General features: G+C 53.2%; 10 protein-coding genes, 1 tRNA gene and 1 pseudogene. 5 read left to right on the top strand and 7 right to left on the bottom strand.

The features are described from left to right. Positions 1 to 94: 94 nt before the first annotated feature. Both misL and ACLJPQ_RS13435 read right to left on the bottom strand, forming a co-directional pair. Positions 95 to 2,947 (bottom strand): intestinal colonization autotransporter adhesin MisL, encoded by a 2,853-nt coding sequence (misL, locus tag ACLJPQ_RS13440; protein ID WP_080184949.1) that lies wholly within the window; start codon positions 2,945 to 2,947, stop codon positions 95 to 97. A 74-nt stretch (positions 2,948 to 3,021) separates the two neighbouring features. Beyond that, the gene (locus tag ACLJPQ_RS13435) at positions 3,022 to 3,639 is read right to left on the bottom strand and encodes a helix-turn-helix transcriptional regulator (protein WP_000984812.1); all 618 of its coding nucleotides are present in this window, start codon (positions 3,637 to 3,639) and stop codon (positions 3,022 to 3,024) included. Between the two features lie 1,275 nt (positions 3,640 to 4,914). On the opposite strand from ACLJPQ_RS13435, the pseudogene ACLJPQ_RS13430 reads away from it, so the two are divergent. Continuing rightward, positions 4,915 to 5,254: pseudogene (locus ACLJPQ_RS13430) on the top strand (transposase); the annotation flags it as partial. 35 nt (positions 5,255 to 5,289) lie between these two features. Here the strand turns inward: ACLJPQ_RS13430 and ACLJPQ_RS13425 are convergent. Further along, positions 5,290 to 5,384, bottom strand: a tRNA-Sec gene (locus ACLJPQ_RS13425). Positions 5,385 to 5,671: 287 nt separating this feature from the next. Here ACLJPQ_RS13425 and ACLJPQ_RS13420 point away from each other — a divergent pair. Further along, the gene (locus ACLJPQ_RS13420; protein WP_000834263.1) at positions 5,672 to 7,054 is read left to right on the top strand and encodes a glycoside-pentoside-hexuronide family transporter; all 1,383 of its coding nucleotides are present in this window, start codon (positions 5,672 to 5,674) and stop codon (positions 7,052 to 7,054) included. A gap of 11 nt (positions 7,055 to 7,065) precedes the next feature. Continuing rightward, positions 7,066 to 9,384, top strand: a complete 2,319-nt coding sequence (gene yicI / locus ACLJPQ_RS13415) for an alpha-xylosidase (RefSeq protein WP_080184950.1) — start codon at positions 7,066 to 7,068, stop codon at positions 9,382 to 9,384. Positions 9,385 to 9,486: 102 nt separating this feature from the next. Here the strand turns inward: yicI and ACLJPQ_RS13410 are convergent, their stop codons facing one another. Together ACLJPQ_RS13410 and xanP are read right to left on the bottom strand one after the other, a co-directional pair. Next, positions 9,487 to 11,196, bottom strand: a complete 1,710-nt coding sequence (locus ACLJPQ_RS13410; RefSeq protein ID WP_023181612.1) for an AsmA family protein — start codon at positions 11,194 to 11,196, stop codon at positions 9,487 to 9,489. A gap of 120 nt (positions 11,197 to 11,316) precedes the next feature. Continuing rightward, entirely contained in the window at positions 11,317 to 12,708 is a 1,392-nt protein-coding gene (gene xanP, locus ACLJPQ_RS13405; RefSeq protein ID WP_000115428.1) for a xanthine/proton symporter XanP, read from the bottom strand. Between the two features lie 227 nt (positions 12,709 to 12,935). Here xanP and gltS point away from each other — a divergent pair, with 227 nt between their 5' ends. Together gltS and ACLJPQ_RS13395 are read left to right on the top strand one after the other, a co-directional pair. Further along, positions 12,936 to 14,141 (top strand): sodium/glutamate symporter, encoded by a 1,206-nt coding sequence (gltS, locus tag ACLJPQ_RS13400; RefSeq protein WP_000462251.1) that lies wholly within the window; start codon positions 12,936 to 12,938, stop codon positions 14,139 to 14,141. A gap of 2 nt (positions 14,142 to 14,143) precedes the next feature. Continuing rightward, positions 14,144 to 14,995, top strand: a complete 852-nt coding sequence (locus ACLJPQ_RS13395; RefSeq protein ID WP_000745470.1) for a hypothetical protein — start codon at positions 14,144 to 14,146, stop codon at positions 14,993 to 14,995. 2 nt (positions 14,996 to 14,997) lie between these two features. Here ACLJPQ_RS13395 and recG read toward each other — a convergent pair whose 3' ends face one another. After that, the gene (gene recG / locus ACLJPQ_RS13390; protein WP_000016748.1) at positions 14,998 to 17,079 is read right to left on the bottom strand and encodes an ATP-dependent DNA helicase RecG; all 2,082 of its coding nucleotides are present in this window, start codon (positions 17,077 to 17,079) and stop codon (positions 14,998 to 15,000) included. 5 nt (positions 17,080 to 17,084) lie between these two features. Next, on the bottom strand, positions 17,085 to 17,774 hold the full coding sequence (trmH, locus tag ACLJPQ_RS13385; protein WP_001068436.1) for a tRNA (guanosine(18)-2'-O)-methyltransferase TrmH: 690 nt from the start codon (positions 17,772 to 17,774) through the stop codon (positions 17,085 to 17,087).

The following is a 17,774-nucleotide window of genomic DNA, read 5'->3' as shown; positions in this document are numbered from 1 at the left end:
GCTGTTTTGGGAGCCGTTCATGGAACGTATCAGCCAAATGAAAGCGCTTCCGGGTAAAAGCCGCTGAAGATCAGCGGCTCTGTTGTTACCTGAATCAAAAACTGTATTTAACCCCCAGTAGGCCTTGGGTATTACTATAGCCCTGGTCACCTACCTGTTGCGCCACGTTACCCCATACGTTCAGGCGCGGGGTAATTTGTCCTTCAATACCCACTTTCACTTCACCAATATTTTTCGTACCACGCATATCGCTGCTGACATCGTCCATCTTCACGCTGGCAGGCTGCGTATTATGGATCCAGTTCGCCTCCACGAACGGCTGGAACTCTCGAGATTTATCGTCATCAATAGCGTTGTGGCCGTTAATATAGGCTTTTACGCCCATGCGGGTTAGCAGATTACCGGCGGTATCATCCTTCACGAGAGTACCATTGGCTTCGCGATGGTCGTTAGCCTGCACGCCCATCCATACCACCTGCGCTTTGGGCTGCAACCAGTAGCTTTGATGCGCGCTTTCACCTAACCTGAAGCTGTAACCGGCTTCAACCGAGGCGGTAATCCCTTTGGATTTATATTTCTCAGCGGCCTGATCCTGACCCATCACCTTGTTATCAAACCAGTTGTACAGCATCCAGGTATCCACATAAGCCCCAGACCGATCGATATTGTTAGCATACCAGGTGCCGTAAAGGCCGACGCTGTAACCGGTGACTTGACCACGGGAATGATAGTCACTCACGGACGACTGCGTGCGGTTCTGGCTGTTGGCATAACCTGCCATTGCACCAATATGCCAACGGTCAAGACCGTCAGTGCTCCACTGTGCCAGATCGCCTCCCAGTTGTAACACATAGCTGTTGATGCGGGTTTTTAGCTGCCCGCTGCCATCGTTGAAGCGAGTATGGGCGCCGACGTTACGCATCCACAGGCTGGTGACCTTCTTCTCACCCGTCAGCATGTCGGTGTACTGGGTTTCACCCAGACGGTCATGGAGACGCGTCATGAACAGCGTATTTGCCGCATAGTTGTTGGCAAGGTAGCTGCCCACTTCCGGACGGAACTGATGTTCTGTTATCGGCGGTGTGTCAGATTGCCCTATGTCAGGAATGACCGGATCAGGGATGACCGGGTCTACTGGCTCAGGGTCCACCGGATCGGGAATAACAGGGTCAGGGATAACCGGGTCTACTGGATCAGGGTCTACCGGATCGGGAATGACAGGGTCAGGGATAACAGGGTCTACTGGATCAGGAATAATCGGTTCGTCCGGCTCAATGTAGCTGGTCAGATACCAGTTTTTACCTTTCTGCACCACGTTGTAGTCATAGGCTCCGGCAACAATACGGCTTGCTTTTTCGAAAGTACCGTTGGAATTGCCAGCAACGTTAACAATTTCAATACCTTCAATGGTTTGCGCCCCGGCTCCTCCAATATTATTTACTGCAACAAATGTGTTACCTGAAGTATTGCCGAGAACCTGCAGACTGTCCGTTTCGGAATCATCATCGTTGAGCACAGTATTAAAGACCAGCTTACCGCCGTTGCCTACATAATCTTCATTGATGGTGAGCGTTTGCCATGGCTCGCCATCTTCATGGCTGAAGTTAATGGTTGCGCCACTATTCAGCGTCAGGTCAGTGAGCGTTGAGCTGCTGGTCATATTCCAGGTCGCATCGCTCATTTGTACAGAGATAACGCCTGTGCCCGCCGTAGCGCTGGTGATGTATGATGCCCCGTCCCACCGCGAGTTGTCCGTCATATTGAGCTTAATCGTACTGTTCTGCCGCGGTAGCGTACCGCTGGCAGCGGTGGCACCAGCAGCACGAATATCACCGTCGATGACGAAACGTCCTCCTGAAGAACCGTCAACAATGCCGCCAGTCTCCGTGCTGATGGCGTAACTTTCGCTACTGTTATCGCCCGCCATAGTAATAGCCGCACCGCCTGCCAGATTAATGGCGCCTCGGGAGAGGGCGTATAAACCGGCAGGGGCTTTACTATAGGATGCAGCCTTACTGGCGCTGTTAACGCTAATAGCGGCATTCTCTCCCAAATTAACGGTAGCGTTAGTTGCATATACCGCGTGTGCGCTGGCACCGTTCACCGTAATAGTAGCGTTGTTGCCAAGCTCGGTTCTGGAGGAGGATGCTGCGTAAATCCCCGTAGAGGATGCGCCGGAGGTTTCGATGGTTGCATCGTCACCCAGACGAATCAACGAACCGCTTTGTCCGGTACGCAGCCCCTCCGAACTGTCGCCGGTAGTAACAATATGTGCACGATTGCCGACGACAATCGTATTTTTGGCACGTGACGCATCCCTCATGGCGTTGGCTGTAATTCCACGTCCTTGGCTACCGGTAGTTTTGATATACAGATCGTCGCCGACGTAAATATTGGCCGATCCGGTCCAACCCTGGCCCAGTGAGTTATATCCGGCGTTAATACCGTCACCATCCTGACCATCCACGTAGATGCGGGTGCGGTCACCGGTAATAATAAACACCGGGTTATCCGGAGTATTCGCGCCGTGAGTACGGATGCCATCGACGTCTCTACCATTATTCGCGGCATTCGCCGACTGCGTCCGAATGGTCAGGTCGTTGCCAAAAATCACGCCCGGACTTCCCGTCCCGCTGTTTTGAATAACCGTGACAGTGTGTTCAAACGCCTCCGCGCCCGGCCCATTAAGCGTGAGGCCATTGCCATAAACCGGGATGGTACCGGTGTTCCACTGATAAACGTAGTTGGGCATGGTACCGACTTTGGTGAAACCGGTACTGGCCTGAGCGGGAATAATGGCCTGTAATTCCGGCGGCAACTGGCTGACCAGCCCACTGGATGGCAGACCATCAACGTCAACCCAGGCCGCCTGGGAGGGAAATACCATAGAGGCTAACGCTGCTGATACCGCTATGGCGATGAATGAGTAATTTTGGGGAGTTGGCATTCTGCCTCCTGCATTATGGCGTAAAGCGTCTTCCACATCGCAATAATATGGAAATAATAAAAATGGAAACGGATCTATAAAATATTTGATATTATTTTATGAATGCTATGCCCTAGCTTATTTTCAAGCCGCAGCTTATGCACATAAAGTTTCTTAATATCAATATTGTCAATATTTACAATCTGCTGAATACTTATTCCTGATACAAAGCGCTTCAGTAATATAAATTCCGTATAGTTAAGCGTTCGTCCACGTTTACTGTTGGCAAGCCGACCGGTAAACAAGCGGTGCATCTTTTGCTGTTGCACAATATCATCGTCATCGGAATAAATAATTCCTTGTATTTTATTGCTTTTCAAAATCCAGTAATTGGCCAGCGGAGTTAAACTTCTGTCAGAAATCAGGACAATATGCATACCACTGTTTGCCAGACTGTCAGCCCATTGTAAATCGGTAAATCGTCGAAGATTCGGGAAAGAAAAATCAACAAAGATAAAACCGCTGGATAAATGGTTGTGTCTATCAAGCAATAACTTTTCAATAAACCCTTTTTTCAGGAAAGCATTACCATCTGGCCAGATGGAAAATGCCGCATTATGACAGTATTGCACCCGTACTGCGCTGTCAGGGAATAATTGACAGGATAAATCGCAACTAATGCAATGGACAATTTGTGAAGGCTTTCTCATCATCCTGAACGACTCCCGTCGATGTTTCTATTAATATTTCATTGGTAAATAAATGTGTCAATCCAGATAATATACCGTGCTACGGCTGTCAAAAGTCGCGAATTATTGTCAGTGTCATAAACTCCTGGAAAGACCTAAAATACAGCTTTAAGGAACCATGACAGATCCGACAGTCGTAATACATCATTTCGGATTTGTATTTCACCCATTGAGATTTTTATACAGTATCTCCAGTATCATAAAAAATCTTAAAACAGCACTATTTGCTAAATCATGAGGGTGATAAATAACGGTTCTCAATACCATCTGTCTGCTGTCCTCGTCACTATCGGGGTGATGTGATGAAATATAAAAGTAATTCCTGTAAACCTGTAATGAATTCTTATTATTAAAAGCTAATTTAAGATTTTTTCTTTTATTGCATTGTTATTCAATGACTTAATGGTGACATTTGTGCTCTCATCAACTTCTTATATACAAATTTAAGACTCTTTTATAGAGACGCATGTAAACTTTAAGGAGGTGTAATGCTAATGCCATGAGAAAATCTTGTAACTTAACGCTGGGAGTCATACCTTGCCAATAAGTTGATCTGACTTAATTCTGATCGTGACAGTCTGAGCAACCGACAGACTTATCGGTCGAAGCAACTTCAGCTTCTGGCTTCTTTTTTCAATTGCTCATCTGATGAAAACTCTTTCCCGGAGCACATTAGTGAGAAACAGGATGTGGTCAAACCTAATGTCCATAGATGTTGTCAGTCACTTCACAAATATCCGCCTCCTGGCAGATATCTTTAACCGCTCGTCCAGCTTCGACCAACTTAATTATGGTGATGTTCTGATGCTCAGTGAGACGGGCTTTATGCATAGAGATTCCTTCGTCAGCAGATCGATGACGTGATCTCTAAATGTGAATAGCACGATTATGTGGGATACGTACAAAAAATTAAACTAACTGGCAGTAATATGAGTACCTGGTATAAGAATGTATACGGATATATTACTACTGAAATATAATAATGGGGGGGTTAAGAATAAACAGGACGTATGGGAGAGAAAGGGTATAAAGATAAAATGCTTGCAGTATCTAATAGATAACAATGAAAAATCAGGTAACTGAGAAACTATTCAGTGTTTAGGTTGATGTGATATTAAGTCATTCAGCCGCTACAGCACATTATCAGGATAATTTCGTCTGGATAAAACGGAGGAATGAATCGCCACAGGTTTAACAGACATCGCTGAGTCATTTAAGATGACTTAAAGAGAAGAGCCCATGAGCGGTAAATGTTATCCCGAAGCGTTTAAAATTAAAGCGGTAAAACAGATTATTGAGCGCGGCCATTCTGTTTCCAGCGTCGCAACACGTCTTGATATTACTATCCATAGTCTTTACGCCTGGATAAAGCCGCCACATTCACGACGGCATCATGTTGACCTGAATCTGACGGGGCATACAGGCAGTTCTGGCTGGAATCGGGCTGTGTTTATGGTTATCGCAAGATCTGTCTCGATCTGCTGGATATCGGGAACAATGCGGTGTAAACAAAGTCTGGTGGTTGATGCAACGTGTGGAGATAAAGGCTCAGGTCGGATACCGAAGTCCACGGGCGCGTGGCGATTCATTTTATTGAGGTCAGAAGAGGCTAATTGGCGGAAGATCACAGGAGTCGAACCTGCCCGGGACCGCTGGCGGCCCCAACTGGATTTGAAGTCCAGCCGCCTCACCGGAGACGACGATCTTCCGCGCCTCGATTGCTACATGGAGGCGCGCGCATTATAGCTACTTCCTGACGTTTCCACATCCCCTCCCGTGCTTTTTTAACTTCCCTTTCCTTCTGCCATGATCGGTTTCATATAAACCCCCATAAAATCCATTAGTTACATTTCATCACACTTTTTGGCGCTACCCTGATCACAGAAAACAAGAATCGTAATTTGATAACCAAATAACGGAATATTCACGCTCGCAGGGAAGGTTTACAAAAACTGTAACCGGTATCAGTGAGCGTTGTAAGCGTTAAGGATGCGTAATGAAAAGTGAGATTCTCTCCGTTAAGGAGAAGATTGGCTATGGTATGGGCGATGCCGCGAGCCACATCATCTTTGATAACGTCATGTTATATATGATGTTCTTCTATACCGATATTTTCGGCATTCCCGCTGGTTTTGTTGGCACCATGTTTTTACTGGCGCGTGCGCTTGATGCCATCTCCGACCCTTGCATGGGCCTGCTGGCCGACCGCACCCGCTCTCGCTGGGGCAAATTCCGACCCTGGGTGCTGTTTGGCGCGTTGCCGTTTGGTATCGTTTGTGTGCTGGCTTATAGCACGCCGGATCTCAGTCTGAACGGCAAAATGATTTATGCCGCCATCACCTACACGTTGCTCACCCTTCTGTATACTGTGGTCAACATCCCTTACTGCGCGTTGGGGGGTGTAATAACCAATGACCCAACGCAGCGTATCTCCCTGCAATCCTGGCGCTTTGTGCTGGCAACGGCGGGCGGAATGCTTTCTACCGTACTGATGATGCCTCTGGTGAAACTGATTGGCGGCGAGAATAAGGCGCTGGGCTTCCAGGGGGGTATCGCGGCGCTCTCGGTGGTGGCGTTCCTGATGCTGGCGTTCTGTTTCTTTACCACCAAAGAGCGCGTTGAAGCGCCTGCCACCCATACCTCCATGCGTGAAGACCTGCGTGATATCTGGCACAACGACCAGTGGCGCATAGTCGGCATGCTCACCATCCTGAATATTCTGGCGGTATGCGTGCGCGGCGGGGCGATGATGTATTACGTCACCTGGATATTGGGCAAACCGGGCGTGTTTGTCGCCTTCCTCACCACCTATTGCGTCGGCAACCTGATTGGCTCGGCGCTGGCAAAACCGTTGACCGACTGGAAATGCAAAGTGAGCGTTTTCTGGTGGACCAATGCTTTACTCGCAGTAATCAGCGTGGCGATGTTCTTCGTACCGATGCACGCCACGATCGCTATGTTCGTCTTTATCTTTGTGATTGGCGTATTGCACCAGTTAGTCACGCCTATCCAGTGGGTGATGATGTCTGACACCGTCGACTACGGCGAATGGTGTAACGGCAAACGCCTGACGGGGATCAGTTTTGCCGGCACGTTGTTTGTGCTGAAACTGGGTCTTGCCCTCGGCGGGGCGCTGATTGGCTGGATGCTGGCAGGCGGCGGTTACGACGCGGCGGCGAAAACGCAAAACAGCGCCACGATCAGCATCATCATCGCTCTGTTCACTATCGTCCCGGCCATCTGTTATCTGCTGAGCGCCGCGATCGCTAAACGCTATTACACCCTGAAAAGCCCGTTCCTGAAAACCATTCTGGAACAACTGGCGCAGGGCGCACACCGCAACGAACAAGAATTTACCCATAAAGAATTGCAAAACTAAAGGAACAGACTATGAAAATTAGCGACGGAAACTGGCTGATCCAGCCTGGCCTTAATTTGATTCACCCGGTTCAGGTGTTCGACGTTGAACAGCACGGGAATGAGATGGTGATCTATGCCGCGCCGCGCGATGTCCGCGAACGAACCTGGCAACTGGATACCCCGTTGTTTACCCTACGCTTTTTCTCGCCGCAGGAAGGAGTGATAGGTGTACGGATGGAACACTTCCAGGGCGCTTTGGATAACGGCCCACATTATCCGCTCAATGTCTTGCAAGATATCAACGTGGAGATGCGGAACAACGCCGAATTTGCCGAACTCAAGAGCGGCAGCCTGAGCGTGCGCGTCACCAAAGGCGAGCTCTGGTCTCTAGATTTTCTGCGCAACGGTGTACGTATCACCGGTAGCCAGTTGAAAAATAACGGCTATGTGCAGGACACCAACAGCGGGCGCAACTACATGTTCGAGCGTCTGGATCTCGGCGTGGGCGAAACCGTCTACGGGCTTGGCGAGCGTTTTACCGCACTGGTGCGCAACGGTCAGACGGTGGAGACCTGGAACCGCGACGGCGGCACCAGCACCGAGCAATCGTACAAGAATATCCCGTTCTATATCACCAACCGTGGCTACGGTGTGCTGGTAAACCATCCGCAGTGCGTGTCGTTTGAAATTGGCTCCGAGAAAGTCTCCAAAGTTCAGTTCAGCGTCGAGAGCGAGTATCTGGAATACTTCGTCATCGACGGCCCGACCCCGAAAGACGTGCTGAACCGCTATACCCAATTTACGGGTCGTCCGGCGCTGCCGCCTGCCTGGTCGTTTGGCCTGTGGCTGACCACCTCATTCACCACTAACTACGACGAAGCGACCGTTAACAGTTTTATCGACGGTATGGCCGAGCGCAATCTGCCGCTGCACGTCTTCCACTTCGACTGTTTCTGGATGAAGGCCTTCCAGTGGTGCGATTTTGAATGGGACCCGGTGACTTTCCCCGATCCGAAAGGGATGATTCGCCGCCTGAAAGCGAAAGGGCTGAAAGTCTGCGTGTGGATTAACCCCTACATCGGCCAGAAATCCCCGGTCTTCCAGGAGCTGAAAGAGAAAGGATATTTGCTAAAACGCCCGGACGGCTCCTTGTGGCAGTGGGATAAATGGCAGCCGGGACTGGCGATTTACGACTTCACCAACCCGCAAGCCTGCGAATGGTATGCCGACAAGCTGAAGGGCCTGGTGGAGATGGGAGTGGACTGCTTCAAAACTGACTTCGGCGAACGCATTCCAACGGATGTGCGGTGGTTTGATGGTTCTGATCCACAGAAAATGCACAACCATTATGCCTACATCTACAACGAACTGGTGTGGAACGTGTTGAAAGAGACCGTCGGCGTTGAAGAGGCTGTGCTGTTCGCCCGTTCCGCCTCGGTGGGCGCGCAACAGTTCCCGGTGCACTGGGGCGGCGACTGCTACGCCAACTACGAATCGATGGCGGAAAGCCTGCGCGGCGGGCTGTCCATCGGCCTGTCAGGGTTTGGCTTCTGGAGCCATGATATTGGCGGATTCGAGAATACCGCGCCGGCGCATGTCTACAAGCGTTGGTGCGCATTCGGCTTGCTCTCCAGCCACAGCCGCCTGCACGGTAGCAAATCCTACCGGGTTCCGTGGGCCTATGACGACGAGTCCTGTGACGTGGTGCGCTTCTTCACCGAACAGAAGTGCCGGATGATGCCGTATCTGTATCGGGAAGCGGCGCGCGCCAACGAAGCCGGTACGCCAATGATGCGGGCGATGATGCTGGAGTTCCCGGACGATCCGGCGTGTGATTATCTTGATCGCCAGTACATGCTGGGAGATGCGGTCATGGTAGCGCCGGTATTTAGTGAAGCGGGCGACGTGGAGTTCTACCTGCCAGAAGGCCGCTGGACGCACCTGTGGCGCAACGATGAAGTGCAGGGCAGCCGCTGGCATAAACAGCAGCATGACTTCCTGAGTCTGCCAGTGTACGTGCGTGACAATACACTACTGGCGCTGGGCAACAATAGCCAGAAGCCCGATTACGCCTGGCATGAGGGTACGGCCTTCCAGTTATTCCATCTGGATGACGGCTGCGAAGCGGTCTGCGAAGTCCCTGCTACGGATGGTTCGACAATCTTTACGCTGCAGGCGAAACGCACAGGCAATACTATTACGGTGAGCGGCGAAGGCAAGGCGCGCAACTGGACGCTGTGTCTGCGTAATATTACGCAGATTAGCGGTACCAAATGCGGCTCATATGCGGGAAGTGAACTGGGCGTAGTGGTCACCCCGCAGGGAAATGAAGTGGTGATTACGCTTTAAATCTGAATCGTCGGATGGCGCCGTGAGCTGCGCTTATCCGGCCTACAAATGAGCAAGAACCGTAAGCCCGGTAAGCGCCATCGCCACCGGGCAAGCCCTCAATTACAGCGTTGGCTCCGTTGACGTAACTTCACCGCCGGACACCACGCCCGCTTGCATCGTCTGTGTTATCTGCTGCTTTTGTGCGTTGACCGCGTGTAATTGCCCGTTTACCGTCGGTTTCAACGGCGCATCGGCCTGAATATTGCCGCTGGCCGTGAGCTGAATATTGCCATCGCCAGCAATCGGTAATGCCGGCCAGCCCCACTGCTGTAGCACATCCATTGGTACGCCGCGTCCGTTCAGGCTGATTTGCGTCTGACGCTGCGGCAGTTGCGATACGCTGGCAGTGGCTTCCAGTATCCCTTTTCCAGTAAACGCGCTCAGATCGCTGATGTTGACCGTGCTGGCATTAGCCGTCAACGACAGCGACGGGCGGCGCACGTCCACACGGTTAAAGGTTGCCGCCGCGGCGTTGAGGGTCGCATTGCCGCTCCAGACGCCCCATTGATGATGTTGTACCAGCTCCAGGTTTGCGCCGTAGCCGTCCAGGGCGGTGATTTGCCACGGGAAGGCCGGGTCGATATCGATCACCAGATTGCGGCTGGCGCTGAATTTTTTCAGCGTCAGGCTGTTCAGCCAGTCGGGCAACGGCTTCATCCATAACTGTTTCCAGTTTTCCGGCAGCGTATACTCCAGCCCGGCGATAGCGGTATCGTCCAGAATAAGCGCTTTGCCTTCGCGTAACCAGGCGCCGGAAGTTCTGACCATACCGCCTTCCCAGCGGGTAGTGAACTGGCGTAGCGCAACGCCCTGTGGTGAAAATTCGGCGTTCAGGATTGGATCGAGCAAGTGCAGCGAGCCGTAAATAAACTCGCTGGCGTTCATCGATAATTTACCTTCCTGACTTTGCCAGTCTTCTTTGCGCAGAGTCAGATTGCGCAAACTCAGGTCAAGATCGGTGACTGCCCAGTCTGGTCCTTGCAGGCTGGAGTCCGTCACTTCAAGACGACCAATCTGCAAAGATGGAACCGTAGTAAGCGGCGCGAAAAACTCGCTCAGGGATTTATCGCTTTGTAACCGAATATCATTCAGCCGCAGATTTTCAACGACCCAACTACCATCAGCGTTACGTCGGGCGACGCCGGTTAACGCTCCGCGCGCCATATCGGCGCCGACGGTGTTTAACATCACCTGATTATGGTCGATACTGCCTTCAATAAGCACATTAGTGGCGGGAACGTCGTTTAACGTTAGCGAACCGGCGCTCAGTTGGATCTGGGCTTTATTGCCTAATACCCGACCGGCTTCGGGGCGCCAGGGCATAACGCCGCCGTTAACGCGCTGGGCGCTCAACCGCCATTCGCTGCCGGGACTATTGAGCGCCATATTGCGAAGTTGCAGGCGGTCGGCCTCAAACGGGAAAGGGGCGGTTTGCACTGAAATATTCAGCGTGCCGTCCTGTAACAGAATCGTGTCGACATGCAGCGGCGCGGTTAACTGGCGAATGCTCAGACCGATATCTACGGTTTTCGCGACCAGGGTTGCAGGCTGACCATCACGACCAAAGGTCACATTCTCCAGTAAAAGATGGGATGGGGCGGAAAAACGATGATCCATCACGTCGAATGTGAGGTGATAACCGCTGTTCTCTGATACCCAGTTGCTGACATGATCTGCGCCCCAGCGCGTTTGCAGCAGAAAATAAAAGCCGAAAATCACCACTAAACAGGCGATCAGCACGTAGAGAAGCAACCTCCCAATCAATTTCATGGTCTTCCATCCCGTGAAATGCACATAGGGGATTTATGCACGATTTGCGTGCAATCCTCAAGACAGGAATGGTGAAAGAGCGTTACAGCAGCGGCGAATCGTGTCGCCGCCGCAGGGTTTTTACGGTTTTTCCGGCGGGAGAATCAGGTTCAACACGATAGCCGTGATGCCGCCAGCGGCAATTCCGGATGAGAGCAGATTTTTCACCCATTCCGGCGCGAACTGCAGGATCTGCGGCTGTTGCGAAACGCCAAGACCCACGGCCAGCGACAGGGCGATAATCAGAATCGCGCGGCGGTTCAGCGGCTCACGCGAGACAATACGCACCCCGGAGGCGGCAATGGTGCCGAACATCACTAACGTGGCGCCGCCGAGCACCGGTTCCGGGATATGCTGCACAAAACCGCTTACCGCCGGGAACAGGCCGAGCACAATCAGCATCAGCGCGACGACAAATCCCACATAGCGACTGGCGACGCCGGTCAACTGAATGACGCCGTTGTTCTGACCGAAACAGGAGTTCGGGAACGTATTAAATACCGCTGAAACAAATGAGTTCAGGCCGTTAGCCAGTACGCCGCCCTTTAGCCGTTTCATGTACAAGGGGCCGGATACCGGCTGCTCGGAGACATCAGAGGTGGCGGTGATGTCGCCGATGGTCTCCAGCGACGTAATCATAAAGACCAGCATCAACGGCAGTAACAGGTTCCAGTCAATGCCCAGACCATAATACAGTGGGGTCGGCACCATCAGGATGTCCTGTGAGACCGGCGCGTTATTCTCAGGCAACATGCCCATAAACCAGGCCAAAAGATAGCCTGCCGCCATGGCAATAACCAAAGAAGCCACGCGCAGGTAGGGATTACGCTGCCGATTCAGCAGGATAATAATGGCCAGGACGACGCCGGCCAGCAGCAGGTTTTTCGGTGCGCCAAAGGTGTTGTCGCTCATGGCGGCATAGCCGCCGCCGATGGAAGTTAGCCCCACCTGAATCAGCGACAGGCCAATAATCATCACCACGACGCCGGAGACTAACGGCGTGATAATCCGGCGCGCCAGATGTAGAATGCGAGAAAGCACCATCTCGGTGCAGCTTGCCAGCATCAGCGTGCCGAACAGCGCCGCCATCATCGTCGGGACATCCGCGCCGCCGGTTTTCAGCGCGGTACCGCCCATAATCAGCGGGGCGACAAAGTTAAAACTGGTTCCCTGGATGGATAACAGCCCCGATCCTACCGGCCCCCACGCTTTGATTTGAATAATAGAGGCTACGCCGGAGGCGAACAGCGACATGCTGATAATGTGCTGCGTATCCTGCGCCGGTAAACCCAACGCCTGGCAGATTAACAGCGCTGGCGTGATTACCGCGACAAACATAGCCAGCAGATGCTGACAAGCGGCAAAAAGGGTTTGAGGGAGCGGCGGGCGATCTTCAAGACGGTAAATTAATTCGCTGTTTTGCGTCTGCGCAACCGGTTGCGCATCTGCCGGCTCGATGGCGTTAACGGACATCAGGGACATTCTCGTGGTGGAAAAGCGGTGATTTTATCTGACCAGGTGGTAAAAGCAAACGATTGCGAGCGAATATTCTTAATATTTAAAAAAGATAAATGCACCTTTTTATATAACTTTTTGCCTTTTTCTGCTTAAAATCCATGCCGAAGACTCGCAAAGAGCTAAAAAACTGACTCAGGAAATGATTTGTGCGCACGTGTCACAGCGCACTACAGGAGCTTTAAATGTTTGAACTCGATACCTTATCGACCCTTGTCGCCGCCACGCTGGTGCTGCTACTGGGTCGCAAGCTGGTCCAGTCTGTCTCCTTACTGAAGAAATATACGATTCCGGAGCCGGTGGCAGGGGGGTTACTGGTCGCGGTTGCTCTGCTGGTACTGAAAAAAAGCGTCGGTTGGGAGGTCAACTTTGATATGACCCTGCGCGATCCGTTGATGCTGGCGTTTTTCGCGACGATCGGCCTTAACGCTAACCTTGCCAGCCTGCGCAAGGGGGGACGCGTTGTTGGCGTCTTCCTGGTCGTCGTGGTCGGATTACTGCTGATGCAGAATGCCATCGGTATCGGCATGGCGAGTCTGTTGGGGCTGGACCCGTTAATGGGGCTGATTGCCGGGTCAATTACGCTGTCCGGCGGACACGGTACCGGCGCGGCGTGGAGTAAACTGTTTGTCGAACGTTATGGTTTTGCCAATGCCACCGAAGTTGCGATGGCATGTGCAACCTTTGGCCTGGTGCTGGGCGGGTTGATTGGCGGTCCGGTAGCGCGTTATCTGGTGAAACACTCCACCACGCCGGATGGAATGCCTGACGATCAGGCCGTGCCGACAGCCTTTGAAAAGCCGGATGTGGGCCGTATGATCACCTCTCTGGTGCTAATCGAAACCATCGCCCTGATTGCTATCTGTCTGACCGTGGGCAAAATCGTAGCGCAGCTACTGGCGGGAACGGTGCTTGAACTGCCGGTCTTCGTTTGTGTGCTATTTGTTGGGGTGATCCTCAGCAATGGCCTGGCGCTGGTGGGTTTTTATCGCGTATTTGAGCGTGCTGTTTCGGTACTGGGGAACGTGAGTTTGTCACTGTTCCTGGCAATGGCGCTGATGAGCCTGAAGCTGTGGGAACTGGCGTCACTGGCGCTGCCGATGCTGGCGATTCTGGTGGTACAAACCATCTTCATGGCGCTGTACGCGATCTTCGTCACCTGGCGCATGATGGGGAAAAACTACGATGCGGCGGTGCTGGCGGCGGGTCACTGTGGTTTTGGCCTTGGCGCAACGCCGACCGCCATTGCTAATATGCAGGCGATTACCGACCGTTTTGGCCCCTCGCATATGGCGTTCCTGGTGGTGCCGATGGTCGGCGCGTTCTTTATCGATATCGTCAATGCGTTGGTGATCAAGCTGTACCTGATGCTGCCAATGTTTGCCGGATAAAGATGAAAAAACGTTGCCGTCAACCTGAAACCCTGCGTGAACGCTGCCGTCATATTTTTGGCGATGAGCCGCCGGTTCTTAACGTGTGGGAAGCGGAGTTTGACTATGCCGATGCTGAGTTGCAGGCGCTGGCGGCGACGGACTGGCGGCAGATTACCGATTGGCATCTGAGCGTTTATTATGTGCTGAATCTGGTTTACCACGAGCCGATGCAGCCGGAATTGTTTCGTTATCTGTTTCCGCTGTGCCTTGCCTGTTGGCGCGAAACGCTGTTAACCCATGGCTATGGCGATCACTTCGAGGAGTCTTTCCTGCGCGCGTTACGGCGGCCTTATCTCTGGCGGGAAATGATGGATGCCGCTCAGCGTCAGCAGGTACGGCATTTTTTGCTGGAGACCATGCTGGTGCGAATCAATCACGAGCGCGGTTTCAACTCTCCGCTGACCTGGCTGGATACCTTCAATGCTCTCGGCGGCATTGCGCCGTTTATCCGTTCGCTCTGGAATCAGTGGTGGTTACTGGATACGCCGGGTAAAGCGGTATGCGCGTTGCAGTACACCGCACATTTAATTTATCCGGTAGAGGTTAACCCGCTTTGGCCAGAAGGCTCGTGGCAGTGGCAACCGCCATTAGGTGCGACGGAAGAACCGTGGTTGGAAAATAATCTGGCGTTTTTAACCCGGCAGTTAACGTCGGAGATGATCCTCGACGGGGTGCAGAAGGCGGCGGAAATGCTGCGGGACGAGCCGGAGAGTGCGATGGCAACGCGTATCTCGCGCGATGCCCTGGCAGCCCAGGACGTTATCGCTATCCAGATTGAGGATCTTCTGTCGGCTCTGTCGCGCGGCGAATAGGATTAGGCGTTGGAATAACGTTCGGTTTCCGGCATCCAGCGCTCAATCAGCGCTTGTGCCTGCTGCGGATAACGTTCGTGAATATGACGGGCAATACGCTGAACTTCGGGAATCATGGCTTGATCGCGCAGCAAATCAGCTACTTTAAATTCGGCGTTACCCGTCTGGCGCGTGCCCAGTAATTCCCCCGGGCCGCGAATCTCTAAATCTTTTTGTGCAATCACAAAGCCGTCGTTGCTGTCGCGCAATACCTGTAAACGCTTCTGCGCCGTTTTCGACAACGGCGATTTATAGAGCAGCACGCAGTGCGACGCGACCGCGCCACGGCCAACGCGCCCTCTGAGCTGGTGTAACTGCGCCAGGCCCAGTCGCTCCGGGTTTTCAATAATCATCAGGCTGGCGTTAGGAACATCGACCCCCACCTCAATCACCGTAGTGGCGACCAGCAGATGCAGTTCACCCTGCTTAAAGGCCTGCATCACCGCCTGTTTTTCGGCGGGCTTCATGCGGCCGTGTACCAGGCCAATATTCAACTCCGGCAGCGCCAGCTTGAGCTCCTCCCAGGTGGCTTCCGCCGCCTGCGCTTCCAGCAGGTCAGACTCTTCAATCAGCGTACAGACCCAGTAGGCCTGACGGCCTTCGGTTGTGCAGGCGTTGCGCACACGATCAATGATTTCATGGCGACGGGTATCCGGAATAGCAACGGTAGTGACAGGGGTACGGCCCGGCGGGAGCTCGTCAATCACCGAGGTATCGAGATCGGCGTAGGCAGTCATCGCCAGGGTGCGCGGAATGGGCGTTGCGGTCATAATCAACTGATGTGGGTGAAAGCCCTGCTGCTGGCCTTTTTCCCACAGCGCCAGACGCTGGTGGACGCCAAAGCGGTGCTGTTCGTCGATGATCACCAGCGCCAGCCCGTTAAACTGCACCTGTTCCTGAAAGATAGCGTGGGTGCCGACAATCATCTGCACCTGACCGCTGGCAATAGCCTCTTGCTGCGCCTGACGCGCTTTACCTTTTTGCTTACCGGCCAGCCAACCCACTTCAACGCCCAACGGTTCGAACCAGTTGCGGAAATTATTTGCGTGCTGTTCAGCCAGCAATTCGGTCGGCGCCATCAGCGCCACCTGCTTACCGTGGGCAATAGCGCGCAAGGCGGCAAGCGCCGCAACCAGCGTTTTCCCTGAGCCGACGTCGCCCTGAACCAGACGCATCATCGGCACATCGAGCGCCATATCACGTTCGATCTCTGCTACCACCCGCGCCTGCGCGCTGGTGGGTTTAAACGGCAACGACGCCAGCAGCTTGTCTTTCAATATGTTGTTGGTACTTAGCGGCTGAGCGTGATAACGCTGCGCGCCTGCGCGAAGCGCCAGCATACTGAGATTATGCGCCAGTAGCTCTTCAAGAATAAGCCGCCGCTGCGCTGGGTGTTTGCCGGTTTCTAAATCGGCGAGCTGGAGCGTCGGCGGCGGGCGATGCAAGGTACGTAGCGCCTCCGGCAGGCTCATCATACCCTGCGCCAGTTCCGGCGGCAGTAGTTCGGCAATGGCGCAGGTGTCGAGCAACTCCAGAGCCTGATCGGTAAGCTTGCGCAGTGTCGCTTGCTTCACGCCCTCGGTGGTCGGATAGACGGGGGTGAGCGTTTCCTGAAGTTCCGGCGTGCTGAGATCGCCCTGCAGGCGATATTCCGGATGGATCATCTCTGCGCCATACTTGCCGCGCTTCGCTTCCCCGTAGGCCAGCACACGTCGCCCCGTCGCCAGGCTGTTTTTCATCGCCGCGTTAAAATTGAAAAAGCGCATGGTAAGAATGCCGGAACCGTCGCTAATCTGGCAGGTCATCATCCGACGACCGCCGAAAGTGATATTGCAGTTCAGCACTTCACCTTCAACGGTGGCGTAGATGCCAGGCAGCAGTTCGCCAATAGGGTAGAGATGGGTACGGTCTTCGTAACGCAGAGGGAGGTGGAGCAGGAGGTCCTGCACGGTATGCAGGCCAATTTTCGCCAGTTTACTGCTTTGCGCTGCGCCGACGCCTGTCAGGGAATTGAGCGGAACAGCGTCTAACAAGCGGCCTGACATGGTGATTACCCTGCCGCCTGCATCGTCGCCCACCAGTCAGCATCGGCGTCGATTTCGCCCTGCTGATTGACGCGAGGATAAGGCAGACCTTTACGTTTAGCGACTTTCGCCAGCACCGGATAACCACCCTCAAACAGCAGGCGCTGCTGTTCATCTTCCGGCAACATGCTATTTTCACGCAGATACATGCCCGCGTTCTGACGCTGGCGCTGGGCTTCATAAAGAATGAGCGCGGAGGCGACGGAAACGTTCAGCGACTGTACCATACCGATCATCGGAATGATGATATCCCGATCCGCCAGGTCTAATGCTTCCTGCGTAATACCGGTTTTCTCCTGACCCATCAGAATACAGGTCGGGCGCGTGTAATCAATCTCGCGAAAGTCTACGGCCTTATCAGAAAGATGGGTTGCCAGAATCTGCATTCCCCGACCTTTCAAATGGGCTACCGCATCGCCAATGGTACGGTGAGTTTTCACCTGTACCCAACTGTTGCTGCCCGCCGCCGCGGAAGCCATGGTGCGCATCCGGCTACCAGGCCAGATGGCATGGACTTCATGGACGCCAACGGCATCTGCGGTACGAATGATTGCAGAAACGTTATGAGGTTTGTGGACTTGCTCCATGCAGACCGTGAGATCAGGCTGACGCCTGGCGAGCATTTCGCATATACGCGCATAACGTTTTGGATTCAT

The organism is Salmonella sp. SAL04213 (assembly GCF_046550535.1).
GTDB classification, from domain to species: Bacteria; Pseudomonadota; Gammaproteobacteria; order Enterobacterales; family Enterobacteriaceae; genus Salmonella; species Salmonella enterica.
This window is presented reverse-complemented; position numbering and strand designations above follow the sequence as displayed.